14 protein-coding genes are annotated in these 13,552 nt (G+C 70.3%); 8 read left to right on the top strand and 6 right to left on the bottom strand.

Going from position 1 to position 13,552, the window contains the following annotated elements; all coding sequences use genetic code 11:
- The first annotated feature begins 36 nt into the window (after positions 1 to 36).
- Positions 37 to 270 (top strand): DUF3263 domain-containing protein, encoded by a 234-nt coding sequence (locus BJ970_RS02095; RefSeq protein WP_184722930.1) that lies wholly within the window; start codon positions 37 to 39, stop codon positions 268 to 270.
- A gap of 88 nt (positions 271 to 358) precedes the next feature.
- On the opposite strand, the gene BJ970_RS02100 is transcribed toward BJ970_RS02095, so the two are convergent.
- On the bottom strand, positions 359 to 1,252 hold the full coding sequence (locus BJ970_RS02100) for a peptidoglycan recognition protein family protein (RefSeq protein ID WP_312864067.1): 894 nt from the start codon (positions 1,250 to 1,252) through the stop codon (positions 359 to 361).
- Positions 1,253 to 1,668: 416 nt separating this feature from the next.
- Here BJ970_RS02100 and BJ970_RS02105 point away from each other — a divergent pair, with 416 nt between their 5' ends.
- The 6 genes from BJ970_RS02105 to BJ970_RS02130 all read left to right on the top strand — a co-directional run bounded on the left by BJ970_RS02105 (position 1,669) and on the right by BJ970_RS02130 (position 8,111).
- A complete protein-coding gene (locus BJ970_RS02105; protein WP_184722933.1) occupies positions 1,669 to 2,883 on the top strand; it encodes a PucR family transcriptional regulator in 1,215 nt (404 codons plus the stop codon).
- A gap of 190 nt (positions 2,884 to 3,073) precedes the next feature.
- Positions 3,074 to 3,994 (top strand): ACP S-malonyltransferase, encoded by a 921-nt coding sequence (locus tag BJ970_RS02110; protein ID WP_184722936.1) that lies wholly within the window; start codon positions 3,074 to 3,076, stop codon positions 3,992 to 3,994.
- Entirely contained in the window at positions 3,991 to 4,971 is a 981-nt protein-coding gene (locus BJ970_RS02115) for a beta-ketoacyl-ACP synthase III (RefSeq protein WP_184722939.1), read from the top strand. The genes BJ970_RS02110 and BJ970_RS02115 overlap by 4 nt, the downstream gene beginning before the upstream one ends.
- A 64-nt stretch (positions 4,972 to 5,035) precedes the next feature.
- Positions 5,036 to 5,275 (top strand): acyl carrier protein, encoded by a 240-nt coding sequence (locus BJ970_RS02120; protein WP_184722942.1) that lies wholly within the window; start codon positions 5,036 to 5,038, stop codon positions 5,273 to 5,275.
- Complete coding sequence (locus BJ970_RS02125; protein ID WP_184722945.1) at positions 5,272 to 6,516, top strand: beta-ketoacyl-[acyl-carrier-protein] synthase family protein; 1,245 nt, start codon at positions 5,272 to 5,274, stop codon at positions 6,514 to 6,516. Before BJ970_RS02120 ends, BJ970_RS02125 begins: the two co-directional genes overlap by 4 nt.
- A gap of 146 nt (positions 6,517 to 6,662) precedes the next feature.
- Complete coding sequence (locus BJ970_RS02130; protein WP_184722948.1) at positions 6,663 to 8,111, top strand: acyl-CoA carboxylase subunit beta; 1,449 nt, start codon at positions 6,663 to 6,665, stop codon at positions 8,109 to 8,111.
- 42 nt (positions 8,112 to 8,153) lie between these two features.
- Here the strand turns inward: BJ970_RS02130 and BJ970_RS02135 are convergent, their stop codons facing one another.
- Positions 8,154 to 8,732, bottom strand: coding sequence for a hypothetical protein (locus tag BJ970_RS02135; protein WP_184722951.1), 579 nt, complete (start codon positions 8,730 to 8,732; stop codon positions 8,154 to 8,156).
- Positions 8,733 to 8,838: 106 nt separating this feature from the next.
- A complete protein-coding gene (locus tag BJ970_RS02140; protein ID WP_376775095.1) occupies positions 8,839 to 9,315 on the bottom strand; it encodes a DUF3145 domain-containing protein in 477 nt (158 codons plus the stop codon).
- Positions 9,316 to 9,776: 461 nt separating this feature from the next.
- On the opposite strand from BJ970_RS02140, the gene BJ970_RS02145 reads away from it, so the two are divergent.
- Entirely contained in the window at positions 9,777 to 11,030 is a 1,254-nt protein-coding gene (locus BJ970_RS02145; protein WP_184722957.1) for a hypothetical protein, read from the top strand.
- A 30-nt stretch (positions 11,031 to 11,060) separates the two neighbouring features.
- On the opposite strand, the gene BJ970_RS02150 is transcribed toward BJ970_RS02145, so the two are convergent.
- The 3 genes from BJ970_RS02150 to BJ970_RS02160 form a co-directional block, all read right to left on the bottom strand.
- Positions 11,061 to 11,747, bottom strand: a complete 687-nt coding sequence (locus BJ970_RS02150; RefSeq protein WP_184722960.1) for a hypothetical protein — start codon at positions 11,745 to 11,747, stop codon at positions 11,061 to 11,063.
- A gap of 88 nt (positions 11,748 to 11,835) precedes the next feature.
- Positions 11,836 to 12,882 (bottom strand): hypothetical protein, encoded by a 1,047-nt coding sequence (locus BJ970_RS02155; protein WP_184722963.1) that lies wholly within the window; start codon positions 12,880 to 12,882, stop codon positions 11,836 to 11,838.
- Positions 12,879 to 13,421, bottom strand: a complete 543-nt coding sequence (locus BJ970_RS02160; protein ID WP_312864068.1) for a SigE family RNA polymerase sigma factor — start codon at positions 13,419 to 13,421, stop codon at positions 12,879 to 12,881. The genes BJ970_RS02155 and BJ970_RS02160 overlap by 4 nt, the downstream gene beginning before the upstream one ends.
- Positions 13,422 to 13,552: the final 131 nt, after the last annotated feature.

The following is a 13,552-nucleotide window of genomic DNA, read 5'->3' on the forward strand; positions in this document are numbered from 1 at the left end:
CTGGCAACTGATCGACGGCCGGAGGAGGGACGCCGGGTGAACGACACCGACCGCGCCATCCTCGCCTTCGAGCAGGAACACTGGCACTACCAGGGCAACAAGGAGCGGGTCATCCAGGAGCGCTTCGGCTTCTCGCCGACCCGCTACTACCAGCGGCTGAACCGGCTGCTGGACGAGCCCGAGGCGCTCCAGCAACAGCCCGCCCTGGTCAAGCGCCTTCAACGCCGCCGCGACCAACGAGCCCAACGCCGCGCCGCCAGCGAAAGCTGACCTCCCCGGCATGCCAGCCGCTTTGCCTGCTCAGGTGCCACGAGCAGGTCGGGTGGCCAGAAGTGTTCAAGGGAGTTGACCGCGGCCGTTACGGCTGGGAGCGCTGGGCGTACTGCTCGGGAGTGGGCTGGCGGGCCTGCTGGATGCGGACCAGTTCGGCCAGCAGCGGCGCGGCCTGATCCGGCGGCAGGGCTTGGAAAGCCGCCTTGATCGCCTCCGCGTCGGGCGCCGGGGCCTGCGCCGCGGCTGCCGGGTTCTGCTGCTTCGCCACCACTTCGTTGACCAGGTCGACGAGCATCGCGACGATCGTGCGGGGGCCGAGGTCGGTTTGCCAGCCCTGGATCTCGCCCTTCGGCCCACGCGGGCCGAGCAGTTCGGTTTCGAGGCGTCGCAGAATCGCATCCTGCTCCGGTGTCATCACGTCCTCCTGTTTCCGGTTCCCGAGTTGCGCGCGGAACTGGTCCATGTCCACGTGACCGGGGTCGATCTTGCCAGTGACGCTGGTCTCCTTGTGGCCGCGCGCGGCGTCCATCGGACTCCCGAGGTGGTTGAGCACCGCCCGGGTCGCCTCTAGCGCCGCGTCGTACTGCTCCGGGCTCGGCCCCTGGTCCACGCCCTGGTAGTCCCACTCGAACCCGACGTAGAGGATGTTGCCGTCGCCCGCCGGGACTGGCCCGGAGGCTCTCGCCCTCCCGGCGTGGTTGGCGCGTCCGGCGGCGATCATGTGCACGACGCCGTCGAAGCCGATCATCGCGTGGCACAGCGGACCGGCCAGGTCGGGTCGGCCATCGATGCACAACTGCACGCTCGGCGCCGGGTTTTCGTAGGACGCGGGGGTCGCGGTGTGGTGTTCCAGCACGCCGACCGGGTCCGGCAGCGGTCCCGACGTCGCGGTTCGGTTCCGCCAGCCGTCGGTCTCGACCACCGTTAATCCGGTTGCGCGCAACACGTCCGCGAGCCAGACGAGAGGCAAAGCCACCACTGATCACTCTCCCGGCTTGATCCGATGCTTCATGGTGTCCTGATCGCGCGCGAGCGACCACGGCCAAGCGCGTGAAAAGGTCGGGACCCACCGGGAGCGAGTCCCGACGATCGGGTCGCGCCACAGGCGATCACGCGTGACCCTTCCTCACCACAAGATCGTTTCCTGCCGACACAGCGGGCAGCAACCGCGACAGGCCCCTCAAAAGGGTTCAATTCCCTCAATCGGGTTTGCGGTGGTGCGTTTTGCGGAGCCTCGACCGGGTGTGATTCGGCGCAGGCCCGTGTCGCACTCGTCGAATTCCTGATCCGCGAGAGCCCCGGATCGGCGGTTCCCACCCGAACGCCCCCGGGCGCCGGACCGCGGGGACGGCCGCTGCCCGACGACGCTGATCAGCGGCGTGCGATTCTGGAGGCATGAGTACCGAACGCGCAGGTGAGCGGGATATCGGCACGCCGCAGCAGGTCTCCGCCGGCACGCTACGCCGCCTCGAACGCGGCTCGGGTGGGCTGGCCGGCGCCAGCGTCAGCGCGATGGAGCAACGGCTGCCGTGGTTCCGGCGATTGCCCGCCGACCAGCGGGCGAGCGTGCTGCTGGTGACCCAGACCGGGGCCACCAACTTCGTGGCGTGGCTGCAGGACCCCACCGAGGCGATCCGGTTGACCGCCGAGGCGTTCCGCACCGCCCCCCGGGACCTGTCCCGCTGGATCAGCCTGCGGCAAACCCTGGAACTAGTGCGGGTGGCCATCGATGTATTCGAGCAGCAGCTGCCCGAACTCGCCGACAAGGACTACGAACGCACGCTGCTGACCGAGTCGATCCTGCGCTACACCCGGGAGATCGCCTTCGCCGCGGCCACCTCCTATGCCGCCGCAGCCGAAGCCCGCGGCGCATGGGATGCGCGGCTGGAAGCGCTCGTGGTCGACGGCATCGTGCGTGGCGACGCCGAGGAGTCGCTGCTGTCCCGGGCCGCCGCGCTCGGCTGGGAGCCGTCATCGGAGGCGACGGTGCTGGTCGGCAACGCCCCGTCGGACGACCCCCCGACCATCGTCTACCAGGTGCGCAGCCGCGCGGCGCGGGTCGGTTGCCCGGTGCTGCTCGGCGTGCAGGGCTCCCGGCTAGTGGTGGTCTTCGGCGGGCTGGGCGACGACCGCGCCAACGATGAGGCGGCGCGGCGGCTGTCCGAAGCGTTCGACGACGGGCCCGTCGTGGCCGGGCCGACCGTGCCGAGCCTGGCCGAGGCGCACCGCTCGGCCGGTGATGCGATGTCCGCGCTGCGGGCCGTGGTGGCGTGGCCGTCCGCGCCGCGCCCGGTGCCCTCCGGCGACGTGTTGCCGGAGCGGGCGTTGGCCGGCGACCCGGAGGCCGAACGGCAGCTGGTCGAGCGGATCGTGCTGCCGCTGGTGGACGCGGGCGGGGCGTTGATGGAGACCGTCGACACCTACCTGGAGGTCGGCGGTGTGCTGGAGAACTGCGCGCGGCAGCTGTACGTGCACCCGAACACCGTCCGCTATCGGCTGCGCCGGGTGGCGGAGCTGACCGGCCGCACCCCGTCCAACGCCCGCGATGCGCACGTCCTGCGGGTCGGCTTGGCGGTGGGGCGGCTCGCCAAGGCCCGTGGCCTCTGGTGACGACGGGTTCCCCGTAACGGGCTTCGCCGGCGTTCACTCGCCGGGTGACCAACCGAACACAGGCGACAACGATTTCGCCGCTCGTCGGGCCTGGCCACCGGCTGGCTTGTAGACACTCCACAACATTGAAGTCAGGACTTCGTCTCTATCGACATCACGTGGATCGCCGTGGGCGTGTTCAGTAGCAAGAGTGATCGCGCTTCTAGCCCCCGGACAGGGGTCGCAGACCCCAGGGATGCTTAATCCGTGGCTCGAACTGGACGGCGTCGCCGAACGCGTCGTCGCCTGGTCCGAGCTGACCGGCCTGGACCTGCTCCGCCTCGGCACCACCGCCGAGGCGGATGAGATCAAGGACACCGCGGTGACCCAGCCGCTGGTGGTGGCGCTGTCGCTGATCGCCGCCGACGAACTGCGCAGCCGGGTGACGATCCCGGCGGACACTCCGGTCGCCGGGCACTCCGTCGGCGAGCTGGCCGCCGCCGCCGTGGCCGGCGCCCTGACCTTCGATGACGCGGTCGCATTGGCCGCCGTGCGCGGCCGGGAGATGTCCGCCGCGTGCGCGCTGGAACCGACCGGCATGTCCGCCGTGCTCGGCGGCGACGAGGAAGCCGTGCTCAACTACCTCGATCTGCTCGGCCTGGACCCGGCCAATCGCAACGCCGCCGGCCAGATCGTGGCCGCCGGTCGGCTGCCCGCGCTGGCGCAGCTCGCCGAGGAACCACCGCCCGCGGCGCGGGTCCGCCCGCTGTCGGTGGCCGGCGCCTTCCACACCCGCTTCATGGCGCCCGCCCAGGATGCCCTGGGCAAGCACGCGGAGAAGGTGACCGCCGCCGACGCCGCCCAGCCGCTGCTTTCCAACGCCGACGGTGCGGTCGTCAGCGACTCCGCCGAGATCCTCCGCCGCCTGGTCGCCCAGGTGACCAGCCCGGTGCGCTGGGACAGCTGCCTGGCCGCGCTGGCCGACCGCGGCGTGACCGCTACGGTGGAGTTTCCGCCCGCAGGCACCCTCAGCGGCCTGGTGCGACGTGAGCTCAAGGGCGTCAAGACCGTGGCCCTGAAGACCCCTGCCGACCTGGACAAGGTCGCCGACCTGCTTGGGAGCGACGCGTGACCCGACCCCGCATTGCGCAGGTAGCCGCACCGGTCGGCACCAGGCTGCTGGGCTTCGGCAGCACGCAGGGCAACCGAATCGTCACCAACGACGATCTCGCCAAGATCGTCGATACCAACGACGAGTGGATCCGGCAGCGCGTGGGCATCGTGCACCGCCGGCTCGGCGACGCCGAGCAGACCGTGGTCAGCATGGCCATCGAATCCGGTGCGAAGGCGATCGCCGACGCGGGCCTGGCACCGTCCGATGTGGACCAGGTGATCGTCGCCACCTGCACCATGCCGGGCAACATCCCGAACGCGGCGGCCCAGGTCGCCCACCAGATCGGCATCGAGGCCAAGAGCGCCTACGACCTCAACGCCGCGTGCGCCGGGTTCGTCTACGCGCTGGCCGCGGCCTCCGATGCGGTGCGCGCCGGTTCGGCCCGGAACGTGCTGGTGATCGGCTCCGAGCGGTTCCAGGAGTGGCTGGACTGGGAGGACCGCGCGAACTGCATCATCTTCGCCGACGGCGCCGGTGCCGCCGTGGTCGGTCCGGCCGACGAGCCGGAACTCGGTCCCGGCGTGCTGGGCAGCGCCGGCGACCTGGCCGACGCGATCTGCCTGCGCGACAACAAATACATCCACCAGGAGGGCAAGTCGGTCTTCCGGTGGGCGACCACCCAGATCTCCCCGGTGGCGGTCCGCGCGGTCGAGGCGGCCGGCCTCCAGCTGTCCGATGTGGACGTTCTGGTGCCGCACCAGGCGAATCTGCGGATCGTCGACGCCATCGCCAAGAAGCTGCAGTCGCAGGGTGCCCGCGACGACCTCGTGGTCGCGCGTGACATCGTCTTCTCCGGCAACACGTCGTCGGCGTCCATCCCGCTGGCCATCGACCACATGCGGGCGGCGGGAGAGATCCCGAGCGGCGCCGTGATGCTGCTAGTGGGCTTCGGAGCCGGGCTGTCCTACGGGGCCCAGGTCGCCATCTGTCCCTGAACCACCCAGCTGCCGCGGGCCATCGGCCCGCGGTGAGAACGCAAGAACGAGGAAGGAACTACCCGTGTCGAACGAGGAAATCACCACTGGTCTGGCCGCCATCGTCGAGGAGGTCGCCGGTGTCGACGCCGCCGACGTGACCATCGACAAGTCCTTCGTCGACGACCTGGACATCGACTCGCTGTCCATGGTGGAGATCGCGGTGCAGGCGGAGGACAAGTTCGGGGTCAAGATCCCGGACGACGAGCTGGCCAACCTCAAGACCGTCGGTGACGCGGTGGACTACATCACCAAGAGCGCATGACTGTGGATGTCGTGATCACCGGGCTGGGGGCGACGACACCGCTGGGCGGTGACGTCGCATCCACCTGGGATGGGCTCATCAACGGCGCCACCGGCATCCGCCGGCTGGAGGCCGAGTGGGTGGACCGGTTCGACCTCCCCGCCAAGATCGGTGCCCCGCTGCTGGTGGACCCGAGCGAGGTGCTGCCCCGTGTGCAGCTGCGGCGGATGGACCGGTGCGAGGCGATCGCCGTGATCGCCGCGCGCGAGGCATGGGCGGACGCCGGGTTCGAGCTGCCCACCGACGACACCGAATCGGTCGACCCCGACCGGCTCGGGGTGTCGCTGGGCACCGGCATCGGCGGGCCGCTGACCCTGCTCCAGCAGGATGACCTGCTGGAGTCCGGCGGGCTGCGCAAGGTCTCGCCGCTGACCGTGCCGATGCTGATGCCCAACGGCCCGGCGGCGATGGTCAGCCTGGACGTGCGGGCCCGCGCCGGGGTGCACTCCCCCGCGTCGGCGTGCGCTTCGGGCGCCGAGGGCCTGGCCAAGGGCTGGGACATGATCCGGCAGGGCCTGGCCGACGTGGTGGTGGCCGGTGGTGCGGAGGCCTGCATCCACCCGATCACCATCGCCGGTTTCGCCCAGGCCCGGACCCTGAGCACCCGCAACGACGATCCGGATCGGGCCTCCCGCCCGTTCGACGTCGAACGCGACGGGTTCGTGATGGGCGAAGGCGCCGGGGTCGTCATCCTGGAAAGCGCGGAGCACGCCAAGGCGCGCGGCGCGCGGATCTACGGCCGGCTGGCGGGTGTGGGCATCACCTCCGACGCCTACCACATCACGGGCAGCCACCCGGACGGCGCGGGTCAGGTCAGGGCGATGCAGCGGGCGCTGCACACCGCGGACCTGCAGCCGTCGGACATCGGGCACATCAACGCGCACGCGACGTCCACCGTCGTCGGCGATGTGGGCGAGGCGAACTCGGTGCGCAAGGTGCTGGGCGACAGCGCGGTGGTCACCGCGCCGAAGGGGTCGCTGGGCCACCTGGTCGGCGGGGCCGGCGCGGTGGAGAGCATCATGACGATCCTCTCGCTGCAGCAAGGCATCATTCCGGCGACCCGCAACCTGGAAACGATCGACCCGAAGGTCGAGCTGGACGTGGTGGCCGACAAGCCGCGGCACGTCGAGCAGACCGCAGCCATCAACAACGCCTTCGGCTTCGGTGGGCATAACGTCGCGCTCGCCTTCGCTAGGGCATGACCGCCGCCGCACAAGGACGGGCTGAGCGTCATTCAGCCCGTCCTTAAGCGCTTTGCGATATGACAGCCGCGCACGGCGGTCGACCAGCGCGGCACTGATTTCGTCGTTCCGGCGGCCTTCCCGACACCGAACTTCCGGAGGAACCGATGACCGTCATGGCCACCCGGGCGGAAAGTGAGCAGGCACAACGGGATCCGCGCGATCCCGAGGTGCGGCTGGACCAACTGCTCGACCCGGAGTCGATCGAGCCGCTGCACTCCCGCGACACCAGCGGGATGTACGCGGTGCGCGGTCGCATCGACGGCACGAAGGTGATCGTCTATTGCAGCGACGCCACCAAGATGGGCGGTGCGCTCGGCTCCGCGGGATGTGGCCACATCGTGGACGCCATCGACATGGCGGTGCGCGAACGCTGCCCCGTGATCGGTGTGTGGCACTCCGGCGGCGCCCGCATCCCCGAGGGCGTGGAGTCGCTGGACGGCATGGGCCAGATGTTCGCGGCGATGATCCGCGCTTCCGGCCGAGTGCCGCAGATCTCCGTGGTGGTGGGCCCGGCCGCCGGTGGCGCGGCCTACGGCCCGGCGCTGACCGACGTGGTCATCATGTCCCCGGCCGGCCGGGTATTCGTCACCGGTCCCGATGTCGTCCGCAGCGTCACCGGTGAGCAGATCGACCAGGAGGGCCTTGGCGGTGTCGAGGCGCATGGCGCGAAGTCCGGCGTGGTGCACGTGGTCGCCGACGACGAGTCCGACGCCTACGTGCGGGCGCGGCGGCTGACCGGGCTGTTCGCCAAGCCGGGCCTGTTCGATCTGCGCTCGGTGCAGGAAGACAACGACCTGCGCGCGCTGCTGCCGGACCGCCCGCAGCGCGCCTATGACATCAAGCCGGTGATCCGCGGCATCCTCGATAAAAAGGACGACGGAGCGGGCAACGTTTCGGCGGACTTCGAGGAACTGCAGGCCAAGTGGGCGCCGAACATCGTGGTCGGCATCGGTCGGCTCGGCGGGCGCAGCATCGGCGTGATCGCCAACAACCCGCTGCGCAAGGGCGGCTGCCTGGACTCGCTGTCGGCGGAGAAGGCCGCCCGATTCGTGCGGATGTGCGACTCGTTCGGGGTGCCGCTGCTGGTGCTGGTCGACGTGCCCGGCTACCTGCCCGGCGTCGGCCAGGAATGGGGCGGCGTGGTGCGCCGCGGCGCGAAGCTGCTGCACGCCTTCGGCGAGGCCGTGGTGCCGCGGGTGACGCTGGTGACTCGCAAGTCCTACGGCGGCGCCTACATCGCGATGAATGCCCGCTCGCTGGGTGCGACCACCGTGTTCGCCTGGCCGGAGGCCGAGGTCGCGGTGATGGGCGCCAAGGCCGCGGTCGGCATCCTGCACCGCAAGACGCTGGCCGCCGCGCCCGAGGAGGAGCGCGAGGCATTGCAGGCAAAGCTCACCGAGGAACACGAGCGGGTGGCGGGCGGAGTCGGCCGGGCGATGTCGATCGGCGTGGTCGACGAGGTCATCGACCCGAAGACCACCCGCCGCCGGATTGCCGAAGCGCTCGCCGCCGCCCCCGCGGGCCGCGGTGCGCACGGCAACATCCCGTTGTGATCCGCTGAGGGGCCCGCGCAGCAGCTTGGCGTTTTCGCGCGCTCATTGCTGGCAGCGGCGGAACAGGGCGCTGTTGGGCAGTTTGCTGGTGTCCAACCGCAATCCGTTGCCCGTCTCCGGGTCCACCACCACCGGGTACGCCACGTTCCAGGTCACGCACGTCTCTGGAAGCTCCGGCGGCGCGTCTTCCTTGGCCTGATTGCTCCGGAAGGTCAGCAGCACCAGCAGGGACTTGTCCGGTGCCGGGTCGATCCGCTGCACGGTCCAGTCGAAGTCCCGGGTGGTGCCGTAGTTGTCGAACCACTTCTCCCTCGGCAGTTCCCGCCACTTGGCGGGGACCACTGTGGACTTCCAGAGGTCGTAGCTCTTCATGTTGATCGACCTGAAGTGGTCGTCCAGCAGCAGTTGCACGGTCTGGCGATCGGGGTGCGCAGCGGCGTCCGGGGTGTAGATGATGCCCAGCGCGGACTTGACCGTCTGGACCGCGGGAGGCGATGTCTGGTCCAGCGGTTGCGACGACGGGTCGCGGTAGACGTACTGGGCCAGCAGCATCCCGCCGCCCGCCGCGCCGAGCAGCACGACGATGGCGAGCGGAAGACCCCATTTCAGCCAAGAACGCACGATCGCAGCCTTTCACACCCCGAACGGCGTCGGCAGGCGTTTCGGGAGAAAGGCCCCGTGGCGGCCGTTCCGGCGAGTACCGGGAACACCGCTCACGAAACGAGCCTCAGCCCACCCGGTGCAGCCAGGTCACCGGGGCACCGTCGCCCGCGCGGCGGAAAGGTTCGAGGGCGTCGTCCCAGGCCGCGCCGAGCAACTGATCGACTCGGTGGCCGAAGGCCTCCGGCCCCTTGGCGTTGGCCGCCAGCGTCCGCAACTGGTCCTCGCTGACCATGATGTCGCCGTTGGCGCTGGTGCTGGCCCGCCACAGGCCCAGTCCGGGCGCATGGCAGAACCGCTGACCGTCCACCCCGGGACTGGGATCTTCGGTGATCTCGAAGCGCAGCATGGGCCACGCGCGCAGCGCGGTGACCAAGTGCGCGCCGGTGCCCGGCTCGCCGGACCAGTTGCACTCCGCGCGGAGTTGCCCTGGGGCTGCCGGTTGGGCCGTCCAGCGGAGTTCCGTCCGAATGCCGAGTGCGCCAGAGATCGCCCACTCGACGTGCGGGCAGACCGCAGACGGCGACGAGTGGACGTAGACCACACCAGAGGTGAGGCCACGGTCACTGCCACGGGTGCTCACTGCTGACCTCCGCTGTTCGACGAGGGACGTCTTCCCCTACGACCTCGCGTACTTGGCGATCAACAGGTGCCGCGCCATTCTGCATTGCGAATAGAGAGGTCCGCCACCAGAACGTCGCCATGCTCCGCGCCCCGGCGCAGGCGGTCCGTCGTCTGGGGTGTCGGGCACCGACTGCTCCGAATAGCGGAAAATCGCAGTTCCGGGGCGTCGTCACGGGCCTTCCGCGTCCCTCGAATGCACCAGCGAGAGGGCAGCAGACGAGTGGGGGATACCACTCGAACGGACGAAAGCTGGAATCTCGCGACAATGCTTGACCACCGCGACTAACGTCTCTGCTCGAACATGTGAGTGATCGCCCGACGCGACCAGGTCGAAGCCGACCACGCCGGGCGTGCGGTGCCCGCCGGATCTTGGAGGCCGTCATGCGACTGATGCGGCTCGGCGCGGAACCGACCCGGGTCGGCGCCGACATCCGGGCGGCCATTTCCGCGTGGGGTGCCGGCTGCTCGGTGCTCGGTGGGGTCACCGCGTTCGGTTGCCGCCCACCAGGCAGCCCGCGGCCCCTGGATGCCGTGATCGTGCTGCCGCGCGGGGTGATCGTGGTGCTCGGGATCGACCTCCCCCAGCCCGCGCTGCGGGTCGACGCGCCGCTGCAGACCCCGTGGACGATCGACGGCTGGCCGATGGTACGCACCGAGGGCGCGGTCAACCCCGGGCTGGAGGGCCTCGAATCCGCCGCCGCGCTGGCCCGCAGCCTGCAGTCGCGCGGGCTGGAGCCGCTGCCAGTGGCCGCGATCGTGGTGGTCGGCCCGTACGCCGGGCAGGTCATTCAGCCCACCACCGACCTGCACCGGGGTGTGCGGGTGGTTTCGCCGAGCACGACCACCATCCTCGCGGCCGCCCGCGAACTGGCGACCTACGAATTCCCATGCCCGGTCGAACCCGCGTTGCGGCTGGTGCAGGTGCTCGACGAGACCTGCGAGCTGAGCCTCGCCGACTTGGCCGAGGAGGGCTTCCCGGAATCGGCGGCCACGGATCTGGCGACCGCGGACACCGTGCTCCTCCCGAAATACACCGAGCAATCCGCCATGGCAGCGCCGCTATGGCGCCTACCCCCGCGCATCAAGCTGATCGCGGCGGTAGCCGCGTTGCTGCTGATCTGCGGCGTCGTCGGGATGTGGTTGACGCTCGGTCGGCCGACCACCGGCCCAGCACCGCAGCCCGCGCCGACCCAGCGGATCGACGGCGTCGAGTTCACGCAGATGGTCGCCGCGCGCGATGCCTCGTGCGCCCGGCACTCCTTCGGAGACGTGCAGCGCTGGTTCCAGCAGCAGCCGTGCCGGAGCCTGACCCGCGCGGTGTTCGACACCCAGGTCTCGGGTCGGCCCGCCGCCGTCTCGATCGCCATCGTCGAGGTGCCCGACCAGCAGGCGGCGAGCGAATTGCGGGAACTGGCCGATGCCGCCGGCACCGGCGGCGTCACCGATCTGATCGCCGAGGGCAAGGGCTGGCCGGGCGGCCCGGACGGGTTCGACAACTCGGCGCAGGCCGTGCAGCGGACCGGCAACCAGGTGCGCATAGTGCAAACCGTGTGGCGGCACCGGTCTTCCGCTCCGGACGATGTGGGGCTTCGTGCGCTGGCCGAGCACGGTCTCCGCCTGACACCCCAGTCGTGACGCACCACCGTCGGAGCGGGCATGGGACGGTCATGGCCCCTGGTCACGGCCTTGGGACCAACCGTCTCGATCCGGTGCGCCCGGGGTATCCGGAGTGTTCCGGGCGAGGATCCGCGGGGCCTTGGTCACATAGGGATTTCCCAGCCGGGTAAGGAAGAAGGCCGGGGCGAACAGCGGCACCACGGCGGACAGCGCCGCCGCGGTGACGCCCGCCCGCACTACGTCGCGAGGTAACAGGGTGGTTCGGCGGTCGACGAACCGGCAGTTGGTGAGCGCCGCCGCCAGCCACAGCACGAACACGAAGCCAACCAAGGTCACCACCGCCAGCAGGACTGCGGGCTGGTAGCCGAGCCGCTCCGACCCGAGCATCACCGCGACCCAGCCGAGCAGAGCCGGCAACTGGCCGCGCTCGGTGGTGGCGGCCCACAGCAGCCCACCCAGCAAGGCGAACCCGCCGCCGCTGTTCTGCCAGGTCTCGGTGAGCCGTTCGGCCCAGCTACCGCCGGTGAGCCCGAGCCGGGCCGCGAGCTGGCCGAGCACGCCCAGCGCGGTCGGCCCGTCCTGCGGCGTGAGGAACTGGCCCATGATCCAGGCCAAGGTCCACAGCGAAACCCCGAACGCGAGGACCTGCTGCCATCTCGGCCGGTTCAGCGCGGCCCGGTACAGCCGCGCCAGCTCCCCTCGTTGTGCCCGCACGTGCACCCCTGTCCTCGGCATCGGAAAGCCGCTACCGATCGTCCGGGCGTTGCGGCGGGCAGGCCCGGCATTGGTCGGATCAGGGGCGTGTCCGCACTGCGGAGCGTGATCAGCTCCAGAACGTGCTGGGGCCCGGCGTGCAGACTCCTCCGGTGGTGCAAGCCGGCGGGATCGGGCGGATCGCGGAACCGTCCACGAGCCACTGGCCCCGCCCGTCAGAGGACACCAGGAAGCGCCCCAGCGAATCCGTGGACAACCGTGTCCCAACCGCAGTCAGCGGCGGCGTGCGGAACGGCACTCCGGCCCCGATCTTCCGGCCGCTGTCGGCCGCGTACGTGGCCACCCGGGCCTGCTCGCCGCCGCAGTCCACGGGTTGCAGCGCCGCGACATCTCTTCCGGACCAGGCGATCGCCACTGGTCCGCAGCTCGCCTCCGGCACCGCCTCGACGTGCCCTGCCAGCGAGTTGGCGTCGGGCGCGAGCAACAGCACCAGGGACCGTCGGCTGTCATGCCGCCCGGCCAGCACCGCAAGCCGACCGTCGCCGGCCAACGCCAGATCGTTCACCCGCAGCTCGGGCGGAATCGCGATCCGCTGCTGCGGCGTTTGCTGCTGCATTGCGTGCACAACCACGACGTCGTTCCCGTCGAGGTAGGCGATGCGTCCGCCGCCGGCGGCCAGCAACCGGCCGTCGCCGACGTTGCCGGGCAGCACCTGCTGCCCGCCGCCCAGCGTCACCTCGACGACCCGACGTCCGGCCGCGGTCGACACCAACGTGTAAACCCGGTCCCCATCGGTGGCCAGGACCTTGGTGTCGGCACCGTTAACGCGGGCGACCGCCTGGTTCTGCCGACCGGACAACACGTCAAAGGACGTAATCACGCCTGGTTCGGGAGCGGCGAGGTAGCTGTCCGGCCGGACGCTGACCGGTTCGGGCGCCTGCTGGCCGGGCAGGCGTGGCATCGCCACCACGAAAGCCGCTGCCGCGACGGCGGCCGCGCCGGCCACGGCGAGCAACGGACGCCACGGCGATCTTCGCTGCCGCGCGTTGGCGAGCAGCCTCGGCAGCGCGTCGGGTCTGGGTTCGACGTCCTCGACCAATCTGTGCAGCTGCGTGCGCAGCAGGTCGACCTCCCTAGTTCTGTTCCCGTCCTTCACACCCTCTCCCCGAGCAGATCCGACAGTCGCGACACGCCACGCGAGCAGTAAGACTTCACCGCTCCCTGGCTGCAGCCCATCACTTGGGCGGTGCGGGACTCGCTCATGTCGGCGTAGTACCGCAACACCACGGCCTCCCGCTGCCGTCGCGGCAGTTGTGCCAGCGCGGCGGCCAGCACCGCGCGATCCACCCCGCGTTCCGTGTCGTCCGGCTGGCTGTCCCGGGTGGCGAGCCTCGGCTGGTACTTCCTGGCGATCAACCGGCGCCGCAACATCGAACGGGCGCGGTTGAGCACCGCTTGGCGGAGGAACGCCAGCGCCTTATCCGGATCGCGCAGCCGGGAGCGCGAGTCGAAGACCCGCACGTAGGCGTCCTGCACGATGTCCTCCGCGGAGGCGCGGTCATCTACGAGCAGAGCCGCGACGCGCAGCAGTTGTTTGTAATGCTCCTGGTAGAGGTCGGTTAGCTTGCTCGTCAGTTCATCCATTGCCGCCAGCCCGTCGCCCGGCCAGGCGGTCACGGGCAATGCAATCGACACCGTCACATCTCTGCACGACGCCCGAGACCCCCTCCTTGGTTGCGGCCGGTATTCACTCGTTATCGATCGGCTGCGCCCAACGGCGGCGAAGTTTACCGACGAATCGATAGATGATGATCTCATGGCGGTCT

The organism is Saccharopolyspora phatthalungensis, from assembly GCF_014203395.1.
Classification (GTDB): domain Bacteria; phylum Actinomycetota; class Actinomycetes; order Mycobacteriales; family Pseudonocardiaceae; genus Saccharopolyspora; species Saccharopolyspora phatthalungensis.